General features: G+C 68.9%; 22 protein-coding genes and 2 pseudogenes. 7 read left to right on the forward strand and 17 right to left on the reverse strand.

Features of this window, described 5'->3' with window-relative positions; all coding sequences use genetic code 11:
* Nucleotides 1–24 precede the first annotated feature (24 nt).
* Complete coding sequence (locus tag OXS27_RS18205) at nucleotides 25–705, forward strand: glutathione S-transferase family protein (protein ID WP_267358069.1); 681 nt, start codon at nucleotides 25–27, stop codon at nucleotides 703–705.
* 9 nt (nucleotides 706–714) lie between these two features.
* On the opposite strand, the gene OXS27_RS18210 is transcribed toward OXS27_RS18205, so the two are convergent.
* From OXS27_RS18210 to OXS27_RS18230, 5 genes are all read right to left on the reverse strand, one after another.
* Nucleotides 715–870 (reverse strand): hypothetical protein, encoded by a 156-nt coding sequence (locus OXS27_RS18210; RefSeq protein ID WP_267358071.1) that lies wholly within the window; start codon nucleotides 868–870, stop codon nucleotides 715–717.
* Between the two features lie 65 nt (nucleotides 871–935).
* The gene (locus tag OXS27_RS18215; protein WP_267358073.1) at nucleotides 936–1,373 is read right to left on the reverse strand and encodes an EamA family transporter; all 438 of its coding nucleotides are present in this window, start codon (nucleotides 1,371–1,373) and stop codon (nucleotides 936–938) included.
* A gap of 196 nt (nucleotides 1,374–1,569) precedes the next feature.
* Nucleotides 1,570–3,837 (reverse strand): xanthine dehydrogenase family protein molybdopterin-binding subunit, encoded by a 2,268-nt coding sequence (locus tag OXS27_RS18220; protein WP_267358075.1) that lies wholly within the window; start codon nucleotides 3,835–3,837, stop codon nucleotides 1,570–1,572.
* Nucleotides 3,838–3,844: 7 nt separating this feature from the next.
* Complete coding sequence (locus tag OXS27_RS18225) at nucleotides 3,845–4,852, reverse strand: xanthine dehydrogenase family protein subunit M (protein ID WP_267358077.1); 1,008 nt, start codon at nucleotides 4,850–4,852, stop codon at nucleotides 3,845–3,847.
* Nucleotides 4,849–5,373 (reverse strand): (2Fe-2S)-binding protein, encoded by a 525-nt coding sequence (locus tag OXS27_RS18230; protein ID WP_243921960.1) that lies wholly within the window; start codon nucleotides 5,371–5,373, stop codon nucleotides 4,849–4,851. The genes OXS27_RS18225 and OXS27_RS18230 overlap by 4 nt, the downstream gene beginning before the upstream one ends.
* 347 nt (nucleotides 5,374–5,720) lie before the next feature.
* Here OXS27_RS18230 and OXS27_RS18235 point away from each other — a divergent pair, with 347 nt between their 5' ends.
* Nucleotides 5,721–7,106, forward strand: a complete 1,386-nt coding sequence (locus OXS27_RS18235) for a M20/M25/M40 family metallo-hydrolase (protein ID WP_267358079.1) — start codon at nucleotides 5,721–5,723, stop codon at nucleotides 7,104–7,106.
* Between the two features lie 4 nt (nucleotides 7,107–7,110).
* Here OXS27_RS18235 and OXS27_RS18240 read toward each other — a convergent pair whose 3' ends face one another.
* The gene (locus tag OXS27_RS18240; protein WP_346732996.1) at nucleotides 7,111–7,938 is read right to left on the reverse strand and encodes a ParA family protein; all 828 of its coding nucleotides are present in this window, start codon (nucleotides 7,936–7,938) and stop codon (nucleotides 7,111–7,113) included.
* A gap of 50 nt (nucleotides 7,939–7,988) precedes the next feature.
* On the opposite strand from OXS27_RS18240, the gene OXS27_RS18245 reads away from it, so the two are divergent.
* Entirely contained in the window at nucleotides 7,989–8,141 is a 153-nt protein-coding gene (locus OXS27_RS18245; protein ID WP_267358081.1) for a hypothetical protein, read from the forward strand.
* Between the two features lie 302 nt (nucleotides 8,142–8,443).
* Nucleotides 8,444–8,887: an MEKHLA domain-containing protein gene (locus tag OXS27_RS18250; RefSeq protein WP_267358083.1), complete on the forward strand. Its 444-nt coding sequence runs from the start codon at nucleotides 8,444–8,446 to the stop codon at nucleotides 8,885–8,887.
* Nucleotides 8,888–8,897: 10 nt separating this feature from the next.
* Here OXS27_RS18250 and OXS27_RS18255 read toward each other — a convergent pair whose 3' ends face one another.
* The 8 genes from OXS27_RS18255 to OXS27_RS18290 form a co-directional block, all read right to left on the reverse strand.
* The gene (locus OXS27_RS18255; RefSeq protein WP_267358085.1) at nucleotides 8,898–9,878 is read right to left on the reverse strand and encodes an oligopeptide/dipeptide ABC transporter ATP-binding protein; all 981 of its coding nucleotides are present in this window, start codon (nucleotides 9,876–9,878) and stop codon (nucleotides 8,898–8,900) included.
* Nucleotides 9,875–10,855, reverse strand: coding sequence for an ABC transporter ATP-binding protein (locus OXS27_RS18260; RefSeq protein ID WP_267358087.1), 981 nt, complete (start codon nucleotides 10,853–10,855; stop codon nucleotides 9,875–9,877). Before OXS27_RS18260 ends, OXS27_RS18255 begins: the two co-directional genes overlap by 4 nt.
* Nucleotides 10,852–11,823: an ABC transporter permease gene (locus OXS27_RS18265; protein ID WP_267358089.1), complete on the reverse strand. Its 972-nt coding sequence runs from the start codon at nucleotides 11,821–11,823 to the stop codon at nucleotides 10,852–10,854. Before OXS27_RS18265 ends, OXS27_RS18260 begins: the two co-directional genes overlap by 4 nt.
* A gap of 10 nt (nucleotides 11,824–11,833) precedes the next feature.
* On the reverse strand, nucleotides 11,834–12,814 hold the full coding sequence (locus OXS27_RS18270) for an ABC transporter permease (protein WP_243921945.1): 981 nt from the start codon (nucleotides 12,812–12,814) through the stop codon (nucleotides 11,834–11,836).
* Between the two features lie 9 nt (nucleotides 12,815–12,823).
* Nucleotides 12,824–14,437, reverse strand: a complete 1,614-nt coding sequence (locus OXS27_RS18275) for an ABC transporter substrate-binding protein (protein WP_243921943.1) — start codon at nucleotides 14,435–14,437, stop codon at nucleotides 12,824–12,826.
* A 383-nt stretch (nucleotides 14,438–14,820) separates the two neighbouring features.
* Nucleotides 14,821–17,979, reverse strand: coding sequence for a multidrug efflux RND transporter permease subunit (locus OXS27_RS18280; protein ID WP_243921941.1), 3,159 nt, complete (start codon nucleotides 17,977–17,979; stop codon nucleotides 14,821–14,823).
* Between the two features lie 18 nt (nucleotides 17,980–17,997).
* Nucleotides 17,998–19,269 (reverse strand): efflux RND transporter periplasmic adaptor subunit, encoded by a 1,272-nt coding sequence (locus OXS27_RS18285; protein WP_243921939.1) that lies wholly within the window; start codon nucleotides 19,267–19,269, stop codon nucleotides 17,998–18,000.
* 153 nt (nucleotides 19,270–19,422) lie between these two features.
* Nucleotides 19,423–19,875: a hypothetical protein gene (locus OXS27_RS18290; RefSeq protein ID WP_267358093.1), complete on the reverse strand. Its 453-nt coding sequence runs from the start codon at nucleotides 19,873–19,875 to the stop codon at nucleotides 19,423–19,425.
* Between the two features lie 172 nt (nucleotides 19,876–20,047).
* Here OXS27_RS18290 and OXS27_RS18295 point away from each other — a divergent pair, with 172 nt between their 5' ends.
* From OXS27_RS18295 to OXS27_RS18305, 3 genes and pseudogenes are all read left to right on the forward strand, one after another.
* The gene (locus OXS27_RS18295; RefSeq protein WP_243921935.1) at nucleotides 20,048–20,608 is read left to right on the forward strand and encodes a L,D-transpeptidase; all 561 of its coding nucleotides are present in this window, start codon (nucleotides 20,048–20,050) and stop codon (nucleotides 20,606–20,608) included.
* 529 nt (nucleotides 20,609–21,137) lie between these two features.
* Nucleotides 21,138–21,349, forward strand: a pseudogene (locus OXS27_RS18300) (DUF4287 domain-containing protein).
* A 202-nt stretch (nucleotides 21,350–21,551) separates the two neighbouring features.
* Nucleotides 21,552–22,420, forward strand: a pseudogene (locus tag OXS27_RS18305) (LysR substrate-binding domain-containing protein).
* A 91-nt stretch (nucleotides 22,421–22,511) separates the two neighbouring features.
* Here OXS27_RS18305 and OXS27_RS18310 read toward each other — a convergent pair.
* From OXS27_RS18310 to OXS27_RS18320, 3 genes are all read right to left on the reverse strand, one after another.
* Nucleotides 22,512–23,591, reverse strand: a complete 1,080-nt coding sequence (locus tag OXS27_RS18310; protein WP_267358095.1) for a molybdopterin-dependent oxidoreductase — start codon at nucleotides 23,589–23,591, stop codon at nucleotides 22,512–22,514.
* 68 nt (nucleotides 23,592–23,659) lie between these two features.
* Entirely contained in the window at nucleotides 23,660–23,992 is a 333-nt protein-coding gene (locus OXS27_RS18315) for a cytochrome c (protein ID WP_243921931.1), read from the reverse strand.
* Nucleotides 23,993–24,003: 11 nt separating this feature from the next.
* Nucleotides 24,004–25,221 (reverse strand): molybdopterin-dependent oxidoreductase, encoded by a 1,218-nt coding sequence (locus OXS27_RS18320; RefSeq protein WP_267358098.1) that lies wholly within the window; start codon nucleotides 25,219–25,221, stop codon nucleotides 24,004–24,006.
* Nucleotides 25,222–25,298 lie beyond the last annotated feature (77 nt).

Below are 25,298 nucleotides of genomic sequence, written 5' to 3' on the forward strand. Positions count from 1 at the left end.
CCGGGATCGTTCAGGGAGAGCGCCGTGATTCGATTCTTCTACAATCTCAGCCCCAACCCCATGAAGGTCGCCCTCTGTCTCGAGGAGATGGGCCTCCCCTACGAGACGGTGCCGGTGGATACCCGCAAGGGCGAGCATTTCGACCCCGGCTATTCGGCGATCAACCCGAACGGGAAGGTGCCGGCGATCGTCGACGGCGACGTGACGGTGTTCGATTCGAACGCGATCCTGCTCTACCTCGCGGGCAAGACCGGGCTGTTCCTGCCCGGGGGCGAGCCGGCGCGGGGCGAGATGCTCTCCTGGCTGATGTTCGTGGCCACCGGCATCGGGCCGTTCTCGGGTCAGTGCGTGCATTTCCGCCACTTCGCGCGGGATGGCGGCGCCTACGCCACCGAGCGCTACACCTACGAGGCGCGCCGCCATTGGGGCGTCCTCGACCAGCGGCTGAAGGACCGCGCTTACGTGCTGGGCGAGACCTACACGATCGTCGACATGGCGGTGTGGGGCTGGGCCCGGATGGTGCCGTTCGTGCTCGGCGAGGGGGCCTTCAAGGACCTGCCCAACGTGAAGCGCCTTCTCGACGCGATCAACGCCCGGCCGGCTGCCCAGGCGGCGGAAGCGTTGAAGGGTCGCCACACGTTCAAGGCCGAGATGGATGAAGAAGCTCGGGGCTTCATGTTCCGCGCCGCGCGGGGCGGCGCCTGACGGATCGCTTCAGGGCGCGGGGGCGGTCACCGTCAGCATCGGCAGCGTGATCGCGAGCGCGCCGCTTGGCGGCCTGTCGGTGCCCAGCGTCAGGCAGGCCGCGAGGCCGAGACATAGGGCGAGACCGAGGAGCGACGTCTCGAAGCCGCGGTAGAGCCAATCCATGGCGGTCCCCTTGCACGAGGCACCGCCAGAATGCGCCGGTCGGGTTAACGGATCGGTGTGCGACGTCACCAGCCGGAGGCGACAAGGGCGGCTCCGGCGGCGATCAGAGCGACGCCGGTCCAGGCGGCGAGGCTGAGCGTTTCGCCGAGCAGGCTCGTCCCGAGGATCGCCACCAGCACGACGCTGAGCTTGTCCAGCGGCGCGACCCGGGCGGCATCGCCCAGCGACAGCGCCCGGAAATAGCAGAGCCATGACGCTCCGGTGGCGAGCCCGGACAGGATCAGGAACACGAGGCTGCGGCCAGAAATCTGCGCAAGCCCACTCACCTGCCCGGAGGCGACCACGATCAGGCCGGCGAAGATCAAGATGACCGCCGTGCGCACGAAGGTCGCAACATCCGACGGGACGCCCGACACGCCGAGCTTGGCGAGGATCGCGGTGAGCGCCGCGAACCCTGCGGCGGCGAGCGCCCAGAAGCGCCAGGATTGCAGCAGGTGGCTCACGGGTTTTCAGAGAGCGCCGCTGTGCGGCGTGTCCTTGCGCCGGGTCCCGAGTCGCATTCAGCTGATCCTGCATGCGCCTGGGAGAAGGCGCCGCAATTCATTTTGCGCCGCCCTTTCCCGGATAGGTTGAGCGTCAGCGGAACCTGATCTGAGACCCAGCCTACAACGTGCCACGAAGCGGCTCCAACCCCGCTCCTCACAGCAGCTTGTCGACCGTGATCGGCAAGTGGCGCACCCGCTTGCCGGTGGCGTGGAACACCGCGTTGGTGATCGCCGCCGCGGTGCCGACGATGCCGATCTCGCCGAGGCCCTTCACGCCCAGCGGGTTCGCCTTGTCTTCCTCGTCCACGAAGATCACGTCGATGTCGTAGATATCGGCGTTCACCGGCACATGGTACTCGCCGAGATTGTGGTTCATGAACCGGCCAATCCGGTGGTCGAGCATCGACTCCTCCTCCAGCGCCGAGCCGATCCCCATCACCACGCCGCCGAGGATCTGGCTGCGCGCCGTCTTCGGGTTCAGGATCTTGCCGGCCGCGATCGCCGAGACGATGCGGGTCACCCGGACCTGCCCCAACTCTTCGTCGACCTTCACCTCGGCGAAGATGGCAGAATGGGTGTAGGCCTCGTAGGCCTGATTGAAGTCCTTGTCCGGGCCAGCCTCCTCGACCGCCTCGACCTTGTCGACGCCTGCCGCCTGCAGCACCTCCACCAGGGCAACACTGCGACCGGGATCGCCCGCGACCGAAATGCGGCCGTCCGCGAACACCGCCCGGTCGAAATCGACATTGGCGAGCGGCGAGTTCTCCATCGCGCGGGCGAGCTTGAACACCTGTTCGCCGACCTTGCGGCAGGCCTTCATCACGGCGGTGCCCGAGGAGGCCGCCGTCCATGAACCGCCTGCGACCGGGGCCTCGGGCAGGCGGGTGTCGCCGAGCTTGGTGGTGACCGACTCCATCGGCAGGCCGAGGGTATCGGCAGCGATCTGGGTCAGGATCGTGTAGGTGCCGGTGCCGATGTCGCCGGTGGAGTTGCCGACCGTCAGGCGGCCGTCCGGCGTCAGGGTCGCGATGGCGCTCGACTGCATCATCATCGATTCCCAGATGCCGGTGGCCACGCCCCAGCCGACCAACTCCCGTCCCTCGCGGGTGGTGCGCGGCTCGGGCTTGCGCTTCGCCCAGCCGAAGCGCTCGGCGCCGAGCGCGAAGCAGCGCCGCAGCTCCTTCGAGCCGAACGGCTTGCCCTCGGCGGTGGCGTCGGATTCGGCGTAGTTCTTCAGCCGCAGCGCGATCGGGTCCATGCCGGTCGCGTAGGCGAGTTCATCCATGGCGGTTTCGATGGCGAACACGCCGGTGACCGCGCCAGGCGCGCGCATGTCGCCCGGGGTCGGCGTGTCGAGCTTCACCAGCCGGTAGCCCAGGGCGACGTTGTCGCATTTGTACAGGACGCCCGACCAGTTGACGACGACCTCCTGGTAATCCTCGTACTGCGAGGTGCCCTGGACGGCGTCGTGCCGCAGAGCCGTCAGGGTTCCGTCTGGCTCGGCGCCGAGCGCGATCGTCTGCAGCGCCTCGGACCGGTAGGTGAAGCTCCACATCTGGTCGCGGGTCAGGGTCACGCGGACGGAGCGCTTGAGCTCCTGCGCGGCCAGCATCGCCAGGAACAGCTGGTATTGCGGGCGCAGGCCCGAGCCGAAGCCGCCGCCGAGATAGGGGTTGAGCACCCGCACCTGATCGGGCTTCAGGCCGAACACGTTGGTGAGATACTGGTGGCTGTTCGAGACGCCCTGGATCTTGTCGTAGACCGTGTAGGTCCCGTCCTGCTCCACAACGACGGTGGAGGCGTGCGGCTCCATCGGGTTGTGGTGCTCGTCGGCGAGGCTGTAGGCGCCCTGCACGCGGACCGGTGCGCTGTCGAAAGCCGCGTCGGCGTCGCCCCAGGGCTTCGGCGGCGGCTTGATGCCCTGGCGCTTGCCCGGCGGGTCGTAGGCGGTGCCGCGCAGGGCCCCCAGGTCGGTCCCCGGCTCCTGCGCCGCGTAGGTCACGTGGACCAGTGATGCGGCGTAGCGCGCCGTTTCGAAATCCTCGGCCACCACCAGGGCGACCGGCTGGCCGCTGAACGCGATCAGGTCGTCGTAGAGCGCGCGGAACGGCGAGCCGGGGGGCGCCACCTGATCCTGGAAGTTCTTGTCCCGCCACGCGGTGCGCGGCCGGTTTTCGTGGGTGAGCACCTTGAGGACGCCCGGCACTGCCTCGGCCTTGGTCGCGTCGATCGACACGATCCGGCCCTTGGCGATGGCGCTCGATACCACGTACCCATAGGCGAGGCCGGGGGCGGCGAACTCGCCCGCGTATTTGGCGAGGCCGGTGACCTTGGCGGGGCCGTCGATGCGGCTGCGCGGGGTGCCCACGAAGGTGTCGCGGCCGGTGGAGCTGAAGGTCTGGGGGCTTGCGGTGTCGGTCATGGCGGGCCTACTGGATGCGCTTGTCGCTGAGCGACTGGGGCGTGCCGGCAGCGGCCTGTTCGAGGCCGCGCACGATGGCCCGCCGGGCGAGATCGATCTTGAAGCCGTTCTCCGACTGGGGCTGCGCCTCGGAGACGATCAGGTCGGCCGCCGCTTGGAAGCTCTCGCGCGTGGCGGGCTTGCCTTCGAGCAGGGCCTCGGCCTCGCGGTTGCGCCAGGGTTTGTGGGCGACGCCGCCGAGCGCGAGGCGCGCAGTCTTCATCGTGTCGCCGTCGAGCTCCAAGGCCGCCGCCACCGAGACCAGCGCGAAGGCGTAGGACAGGCGATCGCGCAGCTTCAGGTAGGTGTAGTGCTGCGGGAAGCGGCTCTCCGGCAGGTCGACCGCGACGATGATCTCGCCGGGGGCGAGGTTGGTGTCGGTCTCCGGCGTGTCGCCCGGCAGGCGGTGGAACTCCGAGAACGGGATCGAGCGGTCGCCCTGCGGCCCGCTCACCTGCACGGTGGCCTCCAGGGCGGCCAGCGCGATGCACATGTCGGAGGGATGCGTGGCGATGCAGTTCTTGCTCGTCCCGAAGATCGCGTGGATGCGGTTCATCCCGCCGATTGCCGGGCAGCCGGAGCCGGGCTCGCGCTTGTTGCAGGCGGTGGCCGTGTCGTAAAAGTAGTAGCAGCGGGTGCGCTGGAGCAGGTTGCCTCCGGTGGAGGCCGCGTTGCGCAGCTGCGCCGAAGCGCCGGCCAGGATGGCGTTGCGCAGCAGCGGATAGCGCTCCGCGACGCGGTCGTCGTAGGCCACCTTGGCGTTTGTGGCGAGCGCCCCGATCCGCAGGCCGTTCCCGTGAGCCTCGATCTTGTCGAGGGGCAGGCGGGTGATGTCGATCAGCCGGCCCGGCTTCTCGACGTCGTACTTCATCAGGTCGATCAGGTTGGTGCCGCCCGCGATGAACCGGGCCCCGGCCCCGAAGGCCTGCACCGCCTCCGCCACCGTGCCTGCGCGGACGTAATCGAAGCGGTTCATCGGGCGCCTCCCTGCATGACGTCCTCGATGGCGTCGACGATGTTGGTGTAGGCCCCGCAGCGGCAGATGTTGCCGCTCATCGCTTCGCGGATCTCATCGCGCGTATGGGCATGGCCCTCGTTCATCAGGCCGACCGACGAGCAGAGCTGGCCCGGGGTGCAGTAGCCGCACTGGAAGGCATCGTGCTCGATGAACGCCTCCTGGATCGGGTGGAGGGCGTTGCTGCCTGCCCGGTCGCCGAGGCCGGCGAGGCCTTCCACCGTGGTGATCTCGGCGCCGTCCTTCATCACGGCGAGGGTCAGGCAGGAATTGACCCGGGTGCCATTCACCAGAACCGTGCAGGCGCCACACTGTCCGTGGTCGCAACCCTTCTTGGTGCCGGTCAGGTCGAGCCGTTCGCGCAGAAGGTCGAGCAACGTAGTCCATGGGGCGACTTGAAGCTCGCGCCGCTGCCCGTTGATCGTGAGCGTGATGCCAATGGGCGTATCCGCCGACACGGGCGGCTGGTTCTCAAGGCGCATGGCGTGTCCACGGTGCGGGGCGGCGGGCTCTCTCGACAACCGTTCCAATCCGCGCCCGTTCCGGGGCAGCGATTCTCGGTCTCGGATCGGACGGCTGTGGCTGCGGATTCGTGTGCTGGATCTCGGATCAGGCTCCGCTTCGCTTCACCTGCCCGGGAAAGGGGACAGTGCAACATGAAGCGCGGCGCCCTCTCGCGGGCGCATGCAGCGACAGCGGAATGCGACCCGGATCCAGCACGAGACGCGCCGTGCAGCGGCTCCAGAGCCAATCCATCCGCCGCCCGACATTGCCGCCCCTGCCCCGCCTCGGCTAACCCTCGTGCTGCGAACAAACCCCGGAGCCCCCGATGGCCGCGCTCGACGCGATCCTCAACGACATCGACGCCGATCTGGAGAACGCCCTGGAGCGGCTGTTCGCCTTCCTGCGGATCCCGTCGATCTCCACCGATCCGTCCTTCGCCGGCCCGTGCCGGGAGGCCGCCGCCTGGCTGGCCCAGGATCTCACGGCGCTGGGCTTCGAGACCTCCGTGGAGGAGACCTCGCTCCACCCGGTGGTGCTGGCTCACAAGCCGAAGCCCGGGGCGCCGCACGTCCTGTTCTACGGCCATTACGACGTGCAGCCGGTCGATCCCCTCGACCTCTGGACGACGCCGCCCTTCGAGCCGCACATCGCCGACGACGGGCAGGGCGGAAAAAAGATCGTCGGGCGTGGCGCCTCCGACGACAAGGGGCAGGTGATGACCTTCGTGGAGGCGTGCCGGGCCACCATCGCGATGAACGGCGAGTTGCCCTGCGGCGTCACCATCCTGATCGAGGGCGCGGAGGAGAGCGGATCGCAGGGCCTGCCCGAATGGGTCGCGGCCAATCGAGAAAGACTCGGCTGCGACGTGGTGCTGGTCTGCGACACCGGCATGTGGAACCGCACCACCCCGGCCATCACCTCGTCGCTGCGCGGCCTTGCCTATTTCGAGGTCATCGTGACCTGCGCTGATCGCGACCTGCATTCGGGCTTCTTCGGCGGGGCGGCGCGCAATCCGATCCACGTGCTGTCCAAGATCATCGCCGACCTACACGATGACGACGGGCGGGTGACCCTCCCAGGCTTCTACGAAGGCGTCCACGAGCGTCCGCCCGAGGTTCTGGAGCAGTGGCGCGGCCTCGGCCTGACGCCCGAGACGCTGCTCGGCCCGATCGGCCTCAAGGAGCCCGCGGGCGAGCGCGGGCGGATGCCGATCGAGCTGGTGCAGTCGCGCCCCTCCTGCGACGCCAACGGCATCATCGGCGGCTACACGGGCGAAGGCACCAAGACGGTGATCGCCTCCACGGCCTCGGCCAAGGTCTCGTTCCGCCTCGTGGACGATCAGGACCCGAAGCGGCTGGCCGAGGCGTTCGAGGCCTTCGTGCGGGCACGGATCCCGGCCGATTGCCGGGTCGAGGTCATCACCTACAAGGGTTCGCGGGCGATCACCCTGCCGTTCGACATGCCGCAGCTCGGGGCCGCCAAGGCCGCGCTCGCCGAGGAATGGGGCGTGCCGGCCGTCACCGTGGGGGCCGGCGGCTCGATCCCGATCGTGGGCGATTTCAAGCGGATCCTCGGACGCGAGACCCTGCTGATCGGCTTCGGGCTCGACGATGACCGGATCCACTCGCCCAACGAGAAGTACGATCTGACGAGCTTCCACAAGGGCACGCGCTCCTGGGCGCGGATCCTCGCGGCCCTCGGCCAGCGCTGAGGCCTCAGTGCGCCGTCGCCCGCATCTTCGCGTCGATCCAGGCCCACAGGGCCCGGATCTCCTCGGCGGCCGGGCCACCGGGGGCGTATTCCGTGACACCGAGGCCGGTCGCCAGGGCGTCCTGGTGGTCGACCCGGTGGATGATGCTCGGCTCGGCCAGCACGCCCAGTCCGTGCAGCTGCTCGGCATAGGCGCTGGTGCGGGGCGAGGGCAGCGGCGGGCACTGGTTCAGCACGAGGGCCAGCCGCCCGCGCAGGCCGAGATCGACCAGCGCCTTGAGCGTCGGGCGCGCCGCCACGATGTCGAGCCGCGAGGGCCGCACCGGCAGCAGCGCGAAATCGGCTGACTTCAGGGCCGGCGCCAGCCCCGCGGCGCTGCCGGCGGTGTCGAGGACGGCGAGCGTCGTGCCCTGCTCGGCCAGTTGGTCCAGGATCGCCGGGAGCTGCCCGATCTCCCAGGGCTGGACCCGATCGACGGCGACGGATCGCTCCGTCCGGAGAGCACCCCAGCCAGCCAGGGAGTTCTGCGGATCGAGATCGAGCGCGGCCACGCGCTCGCCCGCCTCCGCGGCGGCCACCGCCAGGGAGGCGGCCAGCGTCGTCTTGCCGGTGCCGCCCTTCTGAACGGCGATCGCAAGAATCCGCAGCGGCCGAACGACTGACTGGGCCGAGGTCCCGGGCTCGATCCCGGGATCCTTCAGGATCCATGCATCCCACCTGTCGATCGCCTGTGTTTCGGACGTGCCATCGCGGAACCGCCGCCTCCATCCAGCGGATTTTGGCAGCCGTAACCCGGAGCTTGAACGGCGGCCCCGGCTCGGCGACTCGCGCACGCGCGATGCCGCTTCGAGGATGGTATTCCGGACTTCATGACGACGAGACTATGAACACCCTGAAGCCGGCCGCCGGCCCTCGGATCGGCTCAAGAGCGTGGAAAGAGAAGCGCCCGGGTCGAGACCGGCATAAAATCAATCCCGGCTCGACCATGATCTTTTTGAACACCATGAACCGCGCCCACGGAACCTCAGTGATCTGACCGTCGCAGCACCGATACTGATGGGGCTATAACGTCACCGATGCAAGTTCGTCAACCCGCCCAACCAATACGAGATACATTCTAAATCAGAGATCAATACGATTATTGAACTAGTTTATAGTCTATAATAATTCTGGAGACGAGTGCGGCAGCAAAATATCTGGGATGCATTTGATGTATTCACGAAAGCGTATTTGTCAGCAGCCGCAGTTGCGGATCGCCGTTGCACGCTGCGATCGAACCGGGTCTGACTGCATCCGCATGATCCGCGGCCGCTTGGGCCGCTCCCTTTTCGGCACGCCATGACCGACCTCTCGCACGACCCGGACTTCTTCGCCGTGCTCACCGACAGCTACGCGCGGCGCCTGGGCACGCCACTTGTGCCCGAAGGTGCGGACGCGGCGTGGCTCTACGGGCAGGCGCCGTTCGCGGTCCTGGCGCATGACGGCGGCGCGGATCCGCGCTTCGTCTACGCCAACCGGGCCGCACAGGCCTGCTTCGGATACAGCCGGGAGGAACTCGTCGGCCTGCCCTCGCGGCTCTCGGCCGAGGCGCCCGAGCGGGCCGAGCGCCAGCGGCTGCTCGACGCCGTGACCCGGGACGGATTCACCCGCGGCTACCGCGGCCTGCGCATCGCCAAGGACGGGCGGCGCTTCTGGATCGAGCGCGCGGTGGTCTGGCAGCTCGAGCGTGACGGCGTGCCCGTTGGGCAGGCGGCGACGTTTTCGGAGTGGCGCGACGCGTGACCGCGCCCCGTCAGGCCCGCCCCTCGTGCACGGCGTGGCAGGCAACGCCGTCGAGCAGCGCCGGCACCTCGGTGCGGCAGCGGTCGTTGGCCAGCGGGCAGCGCGGGTTGAAGGTGCAGCCCGGCGGCGGATCGATCGGGTTCGGGATCTCGCCGGAGACCGGCACCCGGGCGCGGCCGACATGGGCGAGGTCGGGCACCGCGTCGAGGAGCATCCGCGTGTAGGGATGGCGGGGCGCCGCGAACAGGTCTTTCGCGGTGGCGACCTCCACGAGGCGGCCGAGATACATCACCCCCACCCGGGTCGCCATGTGGCGGACCACGGCGAGGTTGTGGGAGATGAACAGATAGGTCAGCCCCAGCCGATCCTGCAGGTCGCGCATCAGGTTGAGGATCTGGGCCTGTACCGACACGTCGAGCGCCGAGGTTGGCTCGTCGCCCACCAGGAACTCGGCTTGGCTCGCCAGCGCCCGGGCGATCGCCACCCGCTGGCGCTGCCCGCCGGAGAATTCGTGCGGGTATTTGTTCGAATCGTCCGCGTGGAGCCCGACGAGGCCGAGCAACTCGCCGACCCGGGCGCGGATCGCCCCCTCCCCCTGGATCAGGTTGAAGGCGCGGATCGGCTCCGCGATGATCTTCCCCACCCGCCAGCGCGGGTTCATGGACGCGTAGGGGTCCTGGAAGATCATCTGGATCCGCGCGCGCAGGCGCCGCCGGGCCGCGGCCTGGCGCGGATCGGTCATCGACACGCCGGTGATCGTCACCTCGCCGGCCGAGGGCGGCAGCAGGCCGACCACCATCCGGGCGACCGTCGACTTGCCGGAACCGGATTCGCCCACGATCGCGAAGGTCTCGCCCTTCTCGATCGTGAAGCCGACCCGGTCCACCGCCGTGAGGAATTTCCGCGGTTCGCGCTCGATCACCCGGTTGAGCCAGGGTTTCGAGACGTCGAACCGGCGGCGCAGGTCGGTGACTTCGACGTAGGCGCTCACGCTGCGCGCTCCGCTGCATCGTACAGGTGACAGGCGACCCGGCTGGCATCGACCGGGATCGGCTCGGGCCGCTCGACGCGGCAGCGGGCAAACACCTTCGGGCAGCGCGGGTTGAAGGCGCAGCCCTGCGGGATGGCGGTGAGCCGGGGCATCGAGCCGGGGATCTGGCTCAGCCGGTCCGCCTCCTGCGACAGGGTCGGGATCGCCCCCATCAGGCCGACCGCGTAGGGGTGGTGGGGCTTGGCGATCACCGAGGCGACCGGGCCGATCTCGGCGACCCGCCCGGCATACATCACCGCGACCCGGTCGGCGGCCTCGGCGATGACGCCCATGTCGTGGGTCACCAGCATCACGGCGGTGCCATGCTCGCGGCAGAGGCGCTTGAGCAGCGTGATGATCTGGGCCTGGACCGAGACGTCCAGCGCCGTGGTCGGCTCGTCGGCGATGATCAGCTCCGGCTCGGCGGCGAGCGCGAGCGCGATCACCACCCGCTGGCGCATGCCGCCGGAGAATTCGTGCGGGTAGCCGTCGATCCGCCGTTCAGGCGCCGGGATGCCGACCTCGGCCAGGAGGTCGATGGCGCGGGTGCGGGCGGCCTTCGCCGACAGACTGGTGTGGGTGCGCAGGGTCTCGACGATCTGGTCGCCGACCCGGAACAGCGGATCGAGCGAGGTCAGCGGATCCTGGAAGATCATGCCGATGCGCCGGCCCCGCACCCGCCGCATCGCCTCCGGGGACAGGTTGTCGATGCGCTCGCCGCGCAAAAGAATCTCGCCGCCGGCGATCCGGCCGGGGCGGTCGATCAGCCCGATCACCGCCGAGCCGGTCACCGACTTGCCGGCCCCGGACTCGCCGACGACGCCCAGGATCTCACCCCGGCCGATGTCGAACGACACCCGGTCGATGGCGGTGAGCGGCCCGCGGCGGGTGTCGAACGCGACCGTGAGGTCGCGCACGGAGAGGATGGTTTCGGTCATTGCAGCTTCGGATTGAGCGCGTCGCGCAGCCAATCCCCCAGGAGGTTGATGGCGATGACCAGCCCGGCGAGCGCCACGCCCGGGAAGGCGACGATCCACCACTCGCCGGAGAACAGGAACCGGTTGCCGGTGCGGATCAGGGTGCCGAGCGACGGCATGGTCTCGGGCAGACCCGTGCCGAGGAACGACAGCGTCGCCTCAGTGATGATCGCGAGCGCGAGATTGATCGTCGCGATCACGAAGACCGGCCCGGTGACGTTGGGCAGGACGTGGCGCACCAGGATCACCGGCGGCGACAGGCCGATCAGCCGGGCCGCCTGGACGTAATCCTTGCCCTTCTCGACCATCACGGAGGAGCGCACGGTGCGGGCGTACTGTACCCAGAAGGACAGGCCGATCGACACCACGATCAGCCCGATCAAGGGCCCGACATCCAGTGCGCTGCCGAAGCTCGCCTTGGCGACACCGTCCACCACCAGGGCGATCAGGATCGCCGGAAAGGTGAGCTGCACGTCGGCGACCCGCATGATCAGCGTGTCGACGGCCCCGCCCGCGTAGCCGGCGATCAGGCCGAGCGCGATGCCGAGCACCCCGGAGGTCAGCACGCCGAGGACGCCGACGATCAGCGACAGCCGCAGGCCGTACAGCACCGCCGAGAGCACGTCCCGGCCCTGGTCGTCGGTGCCGAGATAGTAGGGCGCCTGACCGTCCGCCTGCCAGATCGGCGGCAGGTTGGAGTTGATCAGGTCGAGCTGGGCCGGGTCGTAGGGGTTCTGGGGGGCGATCAGCGGCGCCGCGAAGGCGAGGCCGACCATCAGAACCGTGGCGATCAGCGCCACCATGGCGGTCTTCGAGCGCAGGAAGTTCGCCAGCAGGTCGGAATCGCGCCAGCGGGCGAGCCGGGAGCGCTTCGCCTCCGGCAATGGGACCGGCGGGGCATCGCCCGCGTCGAGGTCGTATCCGCTCATCGGTCGCCTCTCATGCCGCCCGCCCGGTGGAGAGCCGCAGGCGCGGGTCCACCACCGTGTAGAGGATGTCGACCACGAGATTGATGGTCACGAAGATCAGCGCGACCAGCAGCAGATACGCGGACATGATCGGGATATCGACGTTCTGCACGGCCTGGACGAACAGCAGGCCCATGCCGGGCCACTGGAACACCGTCTCGGTGATGATCGAGAAGGCGATGACCGAGCCAAGCTGCAGCCCCGCGATGGTGATCACCGGCACCAGCGTGTTCTTCAGGGCGTGGCGCAGGTGGACGGCCCGGGTGGTGAGACCCCGGGCGCGGGCGAAGCGGATGTAGTCGGTGCGCAGCACCTCCAGCATCTCGGCGCGGACCAGCCGCATGATCAGCGTCATCTGGAACAAGCCGAGCGTCACCGAGGGCAGGATCAGCGCCTTGAGCCCGGAGGCGGTCAGGAATCCGGTGGTCCACCAGCCGAGCCGCACCGTGTCGCCGCGCCCGTAGGAGGGCAGCCAGCCCAGCGTCACCGAGAACAGGTAGATCAGCAGGATGCCGATCAGGAAGGTCGGCAGGCTGATCCCGATCAGCGAGACCGCCTGGAACAGCCCGGCGAGCCAGGAATCCCGGAAGAGCGCGCAGTACACGCCCATCAGGATGCCCACCACTAGGGCGAACACCGTGGCGCAGAAGGCGAGCTCCAGCGTCGCCGGCATGCGCTCGGCCAGGAGCTGCGAGACCGGCTGCCGGAACTGGTACGAGATGCCGAACTGGCCCCGCACCACGTTGCCGGCATAGCGGGCGAACTGGACCAGCACCGGATCCTCGAGGCCGAGACTTTTGCGGATCTCGGCTCGCTCGGCCACGGTGGTGTCGGGGCCGACGATCTGGTTCACGGGATCGCCCGCGAACCGGAACATCGCGAAGGCGATGAGCCCGACGACCGCGAGGACCGCGGCCGCCTGGATCACCCGCCGCAGCAGGAAGGCGAGCACGCCCGGCTCCTACTGCGGGTCCTTCGACACCCAGTAGAGCAGGAGCAGGTTGTCGGCGCGCTGGGTCAGGTGGACCTTCTTGGAGACGCCCCAGGCCAGCGCCTGCTGGTGCAGCGGGATGTAGCCCCAATCGGTATTGAGGACGTCGAAGCCGTCCTTGATCAGCGCGTCGCGCTTGGTCTTGTCGGTCTCGGATTCGACCTTGTCGGCGATCTCGTCGATCTTCGGGTCGCAATAGCCCGCGAGGTTCCAGCTGCCCCGGCCCGACTTGTCACCGGGCTTCCGGCAGCCGACGATCTCGTAGAGGATGTTGTGGCTGTCGAGCGAGGACGGCGTCCAGCCGAGCAGGTAGAACGAGGTGTCGTAGTTCGGCGCCAGAACCTTGGCGAAGTACTTGGCCTTCGGCTGGGCGTTGAGATTCACCTTGACGTTGATGCGGGCGAGCATCGAGACCACCGCCTGACAGATCGCCTCGTCGTTGACGTAGCGGTCGTTCGGGCAATCCATGGTGAGCGAGAACCCGTCCGGATAGCCGGCCTGGGTCATCAGCTCCTTGGCCTTCTTGAGGTCGGTGGCCGGGCGCTTGAACTCGGCGCCGCGGTCGTAGAGCGCCGGGGCGATCATCAGCGCGGAGGGCACCGCCTGCCCGCGCATGACGCGCTTGGCGATCGTCTCCTCGTCGATGGCGAGGTAGAAGGCCTCGCGCACCTTGATGTCCTTGAACGGGTTCTTGCCCTTGACGCTCGAATCCTTCAGCTCGTCCCGATCCTGGTCCATGCCGAGGAAGATCGTGCGCAGCTCAGGCCCGGCCATCACGATGGCGGTGCCGCTGGCATTGACCCGCTGCTGGTCCTGCAGCGGCACGGGATCGATCCAGTCGACCTCGCCGGAGAGCAGCGCGGCGACGCGCGTCGCCGGATTGGCGATGGTGGTGAGGATCGCCTCGTCGAGGTTCGACTCGACCTTGCCCCAGTAGCCATCGAACTTCTTGAACACGGTCTTCACGCCGGGCTGGTGCTCGGCGATCACGAACGGGCCGGTGCCGTTCTCATGCAGGGTGGCGTAGCTCGGGCTGGTGGCGTTGGGCGCCGTCGGCTGGACGACGCCGTTCTTCTCGGACCACGCCTTCGACATGATCAGCCAGGTCGGGAACTGGGCGATGGCGATGGGGTTCGGCTTCTTCAGCACCATGTCGACGGTGAAGTCGTCGACCTTCACGAATTCGGCGTCGGAGGGGACGTTGGTGGTGAAGTTCGAGCCGGAGGCCCGGACCCGCTGAGCGGAGAAGAGCACGTCGTCGGCGGTAAAGGGCGAGCCGTCGTGGAACTTGACGTTCTTTCGCAGGTGGAAGCGCCAGCGGGTCGGCTCGGGGGTCTCCCAGGATTCTGCGAGGCCGGGGGCGAATTTCAGGTTCTTGTCGAGGGTAACGAGGGACTCGTAGGCCGCCTGCTGCATCCCTTCCGTGAAGCTTTCCTTGAGGGAGTACGGATCCAGCGATTTCAGATCGCCCTGGAAGGCGAAGCGGAACACGTTGGCGGCCTGCGCGGGCAGCGCGAACGCCAGGGTCGCGACCGCACCCACGGACACGCCGCGGGCGAGGGTCTTCAGGGCTGAGCGGGACAAGCGGATCTCCGGAACCGTGAAAGTTGAGCGCAGGCCGTTCCGCGGAAGCGGTGGTTAGGCTTAGCCCCGGCACCGCGCGTCGGCAAACGGCGCGACCGCTGCGCCCACAGCAAGGTTCGGACCAGAGGTACTGGTTGAGGGGCCAATTCCCGCGGTCTCGGAGGCGTGTCAGAGATTTACGGTCGAGGATCGAGCGCGGGTCCCCTCTCCCGTGCGGGAGAGGGACAGGGTGAGGGATCAGGTCTTCCTGAAGAGGGCGCGACCTGTCGGCGCTTCAAGGGTGCGCTCGATCCTGAGACTTCTCGTCCCTCACCCCAACCCTCTCCCGCACGGGAGAGGGGGCCTGTCGCGCCTTGCATAAACCACGACGCGAACGGCGCCGCTCACTCGGCCGCCACCCGCGCCGGCTCGGGACGCGTCTCGGCTTCCGCCGCCTCCCCCTCCGCCACGGCCTTGCGCCGGAACAAGCGCATGACAACCACGAAAAACACCGGCACGAAGAACACCGCCAGCACGGTAGCGGTGATCATGCCGCCCATCACGCCGGTGCCGATCGCCTGCTGGCTCTTCGAGGCGGCACCGGTCGCGATGGCCAGCGGCACCACGCCGAAGATGAAGGCGAGCGACGTCATCACGATTGGCCGGAACCGGAGGGTCGCCGCGTCGATCGCCGCCCGCACCACCGAGGTTCCGGGCCTCCAGAGGTCACGCGCGAATTCCACGATCAGGATCGCGTTCTTGGCCGAGAGCCCGATGATCGTGATCAGCCCGATCTTGAAGTAGACGTCGTTGGGCATGCCGCGCAGGTACACGGCCGCCACCGCGCCGATGACGCCGAGCGGAATCACCAGCATCACCGAGACCGGGATCGCCCAGCTCTCGTAGAGCGCGGCGAGGCACAGGAACACGATCAGCACCGACAGCGCCAGCAGCAGGCTCGCCTGGCTGCCGGCCTGCTTCTCCTGATAGGACTGACCCGTCCAGGCGTAGCCGAAACCCTTGGGCAATTGGAGCATCAGCCGCTCCATCTCGGCGATGGCGTCGCCCGACGTGTAGCCGGGGTTCGGCTCGCCGGTGAAGCGCACCGACTGATAGCCGTTGAAGCCGACGATCTGGCTCGGCCCCATGCCCCATTTCAGCTCCGCAAAGGACGACATCGGCACCATCGTGTTGGTGGCGTTCTTCACCGCGTAGTTGAGGATGTCCGACGCGGTCATACGCTGGAGCTGCTCGGCCTGCACGTAGACCCGCTGCATCTTGCCCCGGTTGGGGAAGTCGTTCGGGTAGACCGAGCCGAGGTTGAGCTGGATCGTGGCGTTGATGTCCTCGAACTTCACGCCGAGCGCGGCCGCCTTCTCGCGGTCGATGACCAGTTCCGCCTGCGGGGTCGGCGGCAGGCCCTCGATCTTCACCTTCTGGAGGATCGGGCTCTGCGTCGCCAGCTTCAGGAGTTGCTCCTGGGCCGACAGCAGAGCCGCGTAGCCGCGATTGGCCCGGTCCTGAAGGCGGAACGAGAAGCCCGCCGCGTTGCCGAGGTTGTCCACCGGGGGTGGTTCCTGGGCGTCCACGGTGGCGTCGCGGTAGGTGCTGAGCGCCGTATTGGTGGCGGCCACCAGCGCGGCGGCAGAGTTCTTGGCGTCGCGCTCGCCCCAGGGCTTGAGGGTCACGAAGGCCTGACTGGTGCTGGGCGCCTGGCCCGAGAACGAGAAGCCGTTCAGCATCGTCACGGTGGCGACGCCCGGCTGCGCCAGCAGGTACTCCTCGACCTTGCGCACCGCCTCCTGGGTGCGGTTGTAGGAGGCGCCGGGCGGCGTCTGGATGTCGACCGTGAAGAAGCCCTGGTCCTCCACCGGCAGGAAGCCCTCCGGCAGCTGGACGAAGGCGTAAGCGGTCCCCGCCACCAGCGCGAGGTAGACCAGCATCACCCGGCCGGACTTGCGGATGAACGCCGCGGTGCCGCGGCCGTAGCGGGCGGTCTCCCTATCGACAAACCGGTTGAACATCCCGAACACGCCGCCCTTGGCATGGCCGTGGCCCTTCTCGATCGGCTTCAGGAAGGTCGCGCAGAGTGCCGGCGTCAGCGACAGGGCCAGCAGCGCCGAGAAGCCGATGGAGGTCACCATCGCGATCGAGAACTGCCGGTAGATGATGCCGACCGAGCCGGGGAAGAACGCCATCGGGATGAACACCGCCACCAGCACCAGGGTGATGCCGATGATCGCCCCGGTGATCTGCCCCATGGCCTTCTTGGTGGCCTCCTTGGGGGGCAGCCCCTCCTCGTTCATGATCCGCTCGACGTTCTCCACCACCACGATGGCGTCGTCGACCAGGATGCCGATGGCCAGCACCATGCCGAACATGGTGAGCACGTTCACCGAGAAGCCCGAGATCCACATCACCGTGACGGTGCCCATGAGGGCGATCGGCACCACGATGGTGGGGATCAGGGTGTAGCGGATGTTCTGCAGAAACAGGAACATCACGAGGAAGACCAGCACCACCGCTTCGACCAGCGTGTGCAGCACCTTCTCGATGGAGGCTTCCACCGCCGGGGTGATGTCGTACGGGATGTCCCACTTCAGGTCCGGCGGGAAGAACTGGGACAGTTCCACCATCTTGGCGCGGATGGCCTTGGCGGTCTCCAGCGCGTTGCCGTCGGGGGCGAGCGTCACCGAGATGCCGGCGGCCGGGCCGCCGTTGAGGCGCGTGGAGAACTGGTAGGCGTCGCCGCCGAGTTCGATCCGCGCGACGTCGCGCAGGCGCACGTTCGAGCCGTCGGAATTGGCCCGAAGCACGACCGCCCCGAAATCCTCGATGGTGCCGAGCTGGCCCTTCACGATGATCGGCACGGTGAGCGCCTGCCGGGTCGGGCTTGGCTGCGCGCCGACCGAGCCGGAGGCGACCTGGACGTTCTGGTTGCGGATCGCATCGGTCACGTCCGAGGCGCTGAGCGACAGGCCGCGCAGCTTGTCGGGATCGACCCAGACCCGCAGCGACCGCTCCGTCGAGTAGAGCGTCGCGCGGCCGACCCCGGGGATGCGGCGGATCTCGTTGATGACGTTGCGGATCAGGAAGTCGCCGAGGCCGACCTCGTCCATCGACCCGTCCCTGGAGACGAGGGTGATGATGTTGAGGGTGGCGGCCGAGGCCTCCTCCACCAGGATGCCCTGCTGGCGCACCTCGGCCGGAAGGCGGGCTTCCACGCGCTTCAGCCGGTTCTGGACCTCCACGGAGGCCAGAGCCGGGTCGGTGCCGGGCTGGAAGGTGGCGGTGATGTTGACCGAGCCGAACGAGTCGGTGGTCGACTCGAAGCTCATGATGTTGGCGGCGCCGTTCAGCTCATCCTCGATGAGCCGGGTCGTGCCGATGTAGAGGCTCTCGACCGAGGCCCCCGGATAGGCCGTCGACAACGCGATGGAGGGCGGCGCGATCACCGGATACTGCGCCACCGGCAGGTTCGGGATGGCGAGCGCGCCGCCGAGGCAGATGAACAACGCCACCACCCAGGCGAAGACCGGGCGGTCGATGAAGAAGCGGGCCATGGTCGGGGTCTCCCGGGCTCAGTGGCGCTGCTGGGCGGCAGCGGCCCGCGGGGCGGCCTCCGCCTTGTCGCGAGAACTCTGGTCACCCTGCACGTCGGGTGCCTCGTCGGCATCGTGCTTCGGCCCGGTCTCGCCATGGACCGGACTCTGGTCGAGGGGCTTCACCTTGGCGCCCACGGTGATCTTCTGGAACCCGTCGATCACGACGCGCTCGCCCGCCTTGAGGCCCGAGCGGATCAGCCAGTTCTGGCCGACCACCGGCCCGACCTCGACGGGCTGGCGCATCACGGTCTCGTCGGCACGCACGATCCAGACCTCGGCGCGGCCGTCATCGGTGCGCTGAATCGCCTGCTGCGGCACCGCGATGGCGTCGGAATCGATGCCCTGCTTGATCCGCGCCCGGACATACATGCCGGGGAACAGCTCGTCGTGCGGGTTCGGGAACTGCACCCGCAGGGTCACCTGTCCGGTGCTCGGATCGGCGGTGACGTCCGAGAACAGCAGGCGGCCGGCCAGCGGGTAGAGGGAATTGTCGTCCATGATCAGGTGGACGTTGGCGGTGTTGTCCTCCAGCCGCGCCAGCTCGCCGCTGGCGAGGTCCCGGCGCAGGCGGTTCAACTCGCCGACCGACTGGGTGATGTCGACGTAGATCGGGTCGAGCTGCTGGATCGTGGCGAGCGCCCCCATGGCGCCGGGCTCGATCAGCGTGCCCTCCGTGAGCAGCGCCCGGCCGATGCGGCCGGTGATCGGCGCGCGCACGTCGGTCCAGTCAAGGTTGAGCTGCGCCTTCTGGCGGCTCGCCTTGGCGCCGGCCACCTCGGCCTCGGCCTGCTTCTTGCCCGCGTAGGCAGCGTCGTACTGAGCCTGGCTCGCCGTGGCGCGGGAGAGCAGCTGCTCCAACCGGTCGGCCTGCTGGCGGGCGAGCACCAGGGCGGCCTCCTGGCGGGCCAACGCCGCCTCCGCGCTGGCAAGCTCGACCTCGTAGGGCGCGGGGTCGATTTTGTAGAGAATATCACCTTCCTTGACCATGCTGCCCTGCTCGAACAGGCGCTTGACCACGAGGCCGGAGACCCGGGAGCGGACCTCGGCGATCCGCATCGGCGCGACGCGACCGGGCAGGTCGCGCAGATAGGGAATCGCCTGTGGCTCCACTTTGACGAAGCCGACCTCCGGCACGGGCGGCGTCGGCGCGGCGGCCTGCTTCGGGTTGCAGGCCGCGAGGCCGAGCAGCAGCAGGACAGCCGGTGCGCGGAACGGGGACAGGGTTCTGGCGGACAAAGTGCGGGTCACGATTACCGACGCTCCTGAAAGCATGCGTCTGCTGAGGCTGGCGCGGGGCATGGGCCCGCGCATCGTCGAGTCGGATCTCGGGACCGGTCATGCGACCGGCCGGGCGGAGATCAGGTCAGGCGGGCTCGCCGGCCGTGGAGGCTAGGGCGCGCGTCAGGCCGAGCGTGGGGGCCGGTGCGGCGAACCGTCCGGCGCGGCGGCCGGCACGCTATCGGACCTGTAATCGAACGATGCGGAGATGGTGTGGCGGGGCCGCGGCGCCTCAACCGGGGGGTGCGGCAGGCTCAGCTCCGTGAGGATCTCACTGTCGGCGGCGCAGAGGTCGGTGCGGCCGAATGTCGAATGCTCAGCCTCAGGCTGTGACTCCGGTGCGCCCGACAGGACCGCCATCCGGGCGCCCGTGACGGTGCAGGCCGGCCCTTCGGCGCGCATGACCTCGGCTCGGGCAGGCGCGGTGAGGCACGCCACCGTCGCAAGGACGAGCAGCGCCAGCACGGCGAGGCCCCGCGCGAGGCGGTCCGGCGGGCCCGCGATGCGGCGGGCCAGGAGGGCGGCGGATCGGATCACGAACATGAGATAAGCATGGCCGTCGCTGGGTTCAATCACCCATGGCGTCGCGCCGACCGGACCCTGTTGCACGAACGCAACGGTCACGCCCGGAAGCGCCCTCCCCTGCAACCCGGCCTCAACCTTGCCGCGAAGTCGGGGCCGGGTTCGGCCCATGACCGCGCGGCCGACGCCAAGGCGCAAGCCGCGACCAGGGGAGGAGATGGAGACCATGTCGAAACGGATCGCGATGCTGGCGCTCGCGGGCGCCCTGCTGGGGGGCACGCCTGCTTCCGCCGGCCCGATGGACAGCGGGCCGCTCGCGGATTTCCTGAACGTCTTCCGCAGCCAGGCGATCCCGCGCGAGACGATCGGCTGGAACAGCACCGAGAAGCCCGGCACCATCGTGATCTCCACCCGCCAACGCCGGCTCTACTACATTCTCGGCAACAGCGAGGCGATCCGCTACGGCGTCGGCGTGGGCCGTCAGGGCTTCTCTTGGTCAGGCACCAAGACCGTGACGATGAAGAAGGAATGGCCGGCTTGGCGCCCGCCGCAGCAGATGCTGGCCCGCCGCCCGGACCTGCCGCGCTACATGGCCGGCGGCCAGGACAACCCGCTGGGCGCCCGCGCCCTCTATCTCGGCTCCTCGCTCTACCGGATCCATGGCTCGAACGAGCCCGAGACCATGGGCGCGGCGGTCTCCTCCGGCTGCATCCGCATGACCAACAAGGATGTGGTCGATCTCTACGACCGGGTCCGCGTCGGCACCAAGGTGGTCGTGCGGGACTGATTGAGCGCGCACAGGACATTTGTCGGCGCGCATCCAGGCCAGCCTGATCACCGGGCTCCGACCCTGAATGCGTGAGGGTGCTTCCCGGCGCGCGCGTCATTGAGCGCGCGCTGGCCAGCCATGAGTCTCATGCCACCTGCGACGACCGGGCCCGCGGGGAGGCATGCGGGGGCTGTCGCCTGCCTCATGGCTGCCAACGCCCTCCGCAATCCTGCCTAAGCTCTCGATGCCCTGAGCGTCACCGCGAAGATCCTCCCGCGCCGGGGGCGCAGCCAGTTTGATCGCTGCGGCACGTGCCCCGGTGCAGCAAGGCCCTGGCCGACGGCATCGTTCAGGTCGCGCGCGAGGGCCTGCGGCTCCTCGTCTTGAACGGCTGCTTCGGAGTAGATCCGCCGCGGAAGCGGACGGGCGCCTTCGGCCCTTGCGCGGGCATCAGCGGGCCTACCGTAATGGTTCTTGCGTCAGGGTTGCGGTCGGCGCGATGCGCGGCGAAGCTGGCGCCGATCGCCTGCTGTGAAAGATGCTCCGCATGCCGACCGACTCCGCCAAAGGCCCTGCATCGTATTTTCCGTCCATCGAGAAGACGTACGGGCGTCCGATCGGCGAATGGCAGCAGCTGGTCCGGACACGCCTTCCCGCAAAGCATATGGACCTGATCTCCATGCTGAAAGCAGAGCATGACTAGGCCACGGTCACACCAACGCGATCGTCGCGCACGTGTTGTCCGAGCATAAGCGGTAACCGACCCGCGCCGCCGATACGGCGTGGCCGCTTTCCAGACGTCTCAGACGCTCCATGAGCGATCCGCAGCGACAGAATCTAGTTGAAAGCTGCGGATCCGCTTTCGAGCCGGTATGCGGGACAAGCGTACGCGCGGCCGCCGCCCGAAGCTTAGCCGAGGCATGATACGCTCGCAGCGTCCTCTCTGCCGCCGAGCCCGTCGATGACCCACGATCAGTTGCGCATCTTCGTGGCGGTCGCCGAACGCCGGCACGTCACACGCGCGGCCGAGGCGCTCAACATCGTCCAGTCGGCGGTCAGCGCCGCTGTGTCCGGACTGGAGGGGCGGCATGCGGTCAAGCTGTTCCACCGGGTGGGCCGCGGCATCGAGCTGACGGATGCCGGACGTATCTTCCTCGGGGAAGCCCGAGCCGTGCTCGCCTGCGCCGAGGCGGCCGAGCAGGTGCTGGCCGACCTCAGCGGGTTGCGGCGCGGGAGCCTGCGCGTCCATGCCGGCCAGACCATCGCCAGCCATTGGCTGCCCCGCCATCTCGTCGCGTTCCGGCCGCCTACCCGGAGATCACGGTCCGCCTCGCGGTGGGCAATACCGCCGAGGTGGCGCGGGCGGTCAACGAGGGCGCGGCCGAACTCGGTTTCGTCGAAGGTGAGATCGACGATCCCGCTCTGGCGAGCACGGCGGTCGCGCAGGATCGCCTCGTCCTCGTCGTGCCGCCGAGCCACCCGTTCGCCGCCGCAGGCGCACGCATGGCGGCCGATCTCGCGGCTCACCCCTGGGTGCTTCGCGAGGAAGGATCCGGCACGCGCTCCGTCTTCGAGGCTGCGCTCACGGCGGCCGGCGTTCCGCTCCGGGAGCTCTCGGTCGCGCTGGAGCTGCCCTCGAACGAGGCCGTTCTCGCCGCGGTCGAGGCCGGCGCGGGGGCGAGCGTCCTGTCGGAGGCCGTCGTGGCGGGCAAGCTCGCCGCTTGTGTGCTGGTCGCGGCGCCGTTCCCGCTGCCGACCCGGACCTTCCGGATGCTGCGCCACAAGGAGCGCTATCGCAGCCGGGCCGCCGATGCCCTCTGCTCGGCTTGATCCAGGCGGCCAAGCCGTGAGCGGCGCTCATTCGCCGAGGCGCTGCCGGACTGGCCCCTCCGGGTCATGGCTCTGGCGCATTGGAACGCGCTCAGTCCACGGTGACGCGCACGCGGTGCCACGATGCGCCGAGATAGCCCTTGTAGTTCCAAGTGTCGTCGGGAGCGGCCGGCTGGGTCTGACCGGCCTCGTCCCACGCGCGCACCGCCAGTTCATGCTCGCCCGCCGGTAGATCGAGGTCGATCGACCAGAACGTCCAGGCGAAGGGCGCGGTCGCATCATGCTCGAGCGCGGCTTGCGCCCAGGTTCGGCCGCCATCGCCCGAGACATCAACGCGAACCACCGCGCGATCGCCCGAAACGGCATAGCCGGTGATGCACTGGACCCCGGCCTTCAGGCTCGCGCCCCGCGCCGGCGCACAGATCACCGCGTTGAGCGGCATGGTGTTGATGGTGTGCCCCTTGGCGGGGTCTGCCGTCGCCGCGGTGACGTCGGCCGGGAACAGCTTGTAGTCGTCGGCCTGGATCGGGTTGTCGGACGGGTGATCCTGCACGGTGATGCGCGTCAGCCATTTCGGGCTGCGCACCCCGGCAAAGCCCGGCACGACGGCGCGCAGCGGGAAGCCGTGTTCGGGCAGCAACGGCGCACCGTTCATCGCGAAGGCCAGCAGGGTCTCCGGGGCGAGCGCCTTGGCGAGCGGGATCGAGGCGCCGTAGGGATGCCCGTCGACCAGGTCGTGACACGCGAAGGCGACATGCAGGTCCGCGCCCTCGGTGATCCCGGCCGCGCGCAGGACGTCGCCCAGCCGCACCCCGGTCCAGTCGGCGGTGCCGATCGCGCCCCCGTACCAGGGATCGCCGGAGACCGGCGCCACCGCCCGCATGTCGGCGCGGCGGTTGCCCGCGCACTGCATCGTGGCGGTCACGGTGACCTGGGGAAAGCGCGACCGCAATCCGTGCAGCGACAGCTCCAGCGCGATCGGGATCGCCCCGTCGACCGTGAGCCGGTAGCCCTCCGCGTCGATCTCGGGCAGGTCGCCGTGCGAGCGCACGTAGAAGTCGTCCGCCGCCGTGCGGTAGGCCGCGCGCAGCCGGGCGAGCGGCGGCTCGGCGTTGTAGGGCGCATCCCCGTGCACGATCAGGCGCGCCTTGCGCTCGGCCAAGCTCGACATCTGAATCTCCACGTTCGGGCACCGGGGGTACAACCTGCCGGGACCGATCCGATCCCGGCACGCTCCGCTCACGGCTTCATCGCGGCGAGGTAGTCGACGATGGCCTGGATATCGGCTGGGTCGACCGGCGCCTTGTAGATGTGGACCATCTTGTTGACGGTCTCGGTCCACTGCGCCCGCGACAGTTTGGGTTGCGTCAGCACCATCCCGGCCGAGTGGCAGGCGAGGCAGTTGTTGTTGACCGCCTCCGCCCCGGGGCCGTCCGGGAAGGTCCGGTCGGAACTCGGCAGCTCGACCCGCTGCGAGGTGAAGCGCATCGGCTCGGGCGCCGGGGTAGCGAGCGCCGCGGCGGGGGTGAGGGCGAGCCCGGCGAGCAGGCATACGGTGCGGGCTGTGGACATGGCTCTCTCCCTCAGGCGACGTGGAGCGACACGGTCTCGACACCGTTCTGCATGAACCCGGCCCCGTTCCAGACCGGGTCCATCAGCTGCGCGAGGCCGTTCGTGTTGGTGCAGCGGACCTTGAGGGCGTGGCTGCCGGCCGACAGCGCCGGAAGGCTGCCCTTGAAGCGGCGGAAGCTGTAGGGGCCCGCGTCGGCCCCGAGCCGTGCCGGCGTCCACGTCGCGCCGCCGTCGCTGGAGATCTCGACCGTCTTCACCCCGCAATCGCCCCCGAAGGCGATCCCCCGCACGGCCACCGGTGCGCCGGCAGCGACCGTGGCGCCGTCCTGCAGGTTGGTCACGAACGAGCGCGGGACCATCCGGTTGATCGGCACCGTCTTGAAGCCGGTCTGGCCGGGCTTGATGTTGGCCCCGGGCACGTCCGGAATACGGTAGGCGGTCTTCATCCAGTACTGATCGTCGGGCTTGTCCAGCACTTCGATGTCGGACAGCATCTTGACCCAGTAAGTCGAGTACCAGCCCGGAACCACGAGGCGCAGCGGGAAGCCGTTGAGCAGCGGCAACGGCTCACCGTTCATCGCGTAGGCGAGCATGACCTCGCCGTCCCGGGCATGGTCGAGGTCGAGCGACTTCTTGAAGTCCGGCGCGTCGTCCACGACCGGCTCGTCGAGGCCGCTGAAGCGCACCTGCACGGCCCCCGCCTTCACCCCGGCGCGGTCGAGCACGTCCTTCAGGCGCACGCCGGTCCAGCGCGCGTTGCCCATCGAGCCATTGGCCCACTGCGCCCCGGGCACCCGCGGCTCGAACAGGCCACGGGAATTGCCCGAGCACTGGTTGACCGCCGCGATCTCGAAGCGCGGCAACTGGGCGATCGCGTCGAGCGACAGCGACAGCGCCCGGTCGACATGTCCGCGCACCGTCAGCCGGAAGGCGTTCGCGTCGATGTCGGTGGGGATCGAGGCCCAATGCCAGCGCACGTAGAAGCGGTCGTTGGGCGTGAACACACCCTGGTCGAACACGTCGAACGGCGTCTCCAGGAGCGGCGGCCGGGTGCGCTGCAGGATCATCGACCCCTTGCCGGGGAAGGCGGTCGTGAGGTCGCGCGTGTCGGGACCACCGGGCAGCGGCAGCGTGACCGTGCCGGCAGCCCAGCCCGGCGCGGCGGCCGCGAGACCACCGAGGCCGAGGCCGGCCAGCACGGCACGGCGAGAGATGGCAGAAGGGTTCACGAGCGGGCCTCCGCGTTTGGGTCGGGCGCCCCAGGCCCCACCTCTCGATAGGAGAGATATCTTCCCCGCTATGTGCT

It is taken from the genome of Methylobacterium sp. GC_Met_3 (genome assembly GCF_026540775.1).
In the GTDB taxonomy this organism is placed as follows: domain Bacteria; phylum Pseudomonadota; class Alphaproteobacteria; order Rhizobiales; family Beijerinckiaceae; genus Methylobacterium.

Bases quoted from the DNA above. Each gene is read 5' to 3' on its own strand.
- OXS27_RS18220 (WP_267358075.1), bottom strand. From the start codon at position 3,837: ATGACCGACACCGCAAGCCCCCAGACCTTCAGCTCCACCGGCCGCGAC.
- OXS27_RS18310 (WP_267358095.1), bottom strand. From the start codon at position 23,591: ATGTCGAGCTTGGCCGAGCGCAAGGCGCGCCTGATCGTGCACGGGGAT.
- OXS27_RS18230 (WP_243921960.1), bottom strand. From the start codon at position 5,373: ATGCGCCTTGAGAACCAGCCGCCCGTGTCGGCGGATACGCCCATTGGC.
- OXS27_RS18245 (WP_267358081.1), top strand. From the start codon at position 7,989: ATGAACACCCTGAAGCCGGCCGCCGGCCCTCGGATCGGCTCAAGAGCG.
- OXS27_RS18265 (WP_267358089.1), bottom strand. From the start codon at position 11,823: ATGAGCGGATACGACCTCGACGCGGGCGATGCCCCGCCGGTCCCATTG.
- OXS27_RS18260 (WP_267358087.1), bottom strand. From the start codon at position 10,855: ATGACCGAAACCATCCTCTCCGTGCGCGACCTCACGGTCGCGTTCGAC.
- OXS27_RS18225 (WP_267358077.1), bottom strand. From the start codon at position 4,852: ATGAACCGCTTCGATTACGTCCGCGCAGGCACGGTGGCGGAGGCGGTG.
- OXS27_RS18235 (WP_267358079.1), top strand. From the start codon at position 5,721: ATGGCCGCGCTCGACGCGATCCTCAACGACATCGACGCCGATCTGGAG.
- OXS27_RS18295 (WP_243921935.1), top strand. From the start codon at position 20,048: ATGTCGAAACGGATCGCGATGCTGGCGCTCGCGGGCGCCCTGCTGGGG.
- OXS27_RS18280 (WP_243921941.1), bottom strand. From the start codon at position 17,979: ATGGCCCGCTTCTTCATCGACCGCCCGGTCTTCGCCTGGGTGGTGGCG.
- OXS27_RS18250 (WP_267358083.1), top strand. From the start codon at position 8,444: ATGACCGACCTCTCGCACGACCCGGACTTCTTCGCCGTGCTCACCGAC.
- OXS27_RS18210 (WP_267358071.1), bottom strand. From the start codon at position 870: ATGGATTGGCTCTACCGCGGCTTCGAGACGTCGCTCCTCGGTCTCGCC.
- OXS27_RS18315 (WP_243921931.1), bottom strand. From the start codon at position 23,992: ATGTCCACAGCCCGCACCGTATGCCTGCTCGCCGGGCTCGCCCTCACC.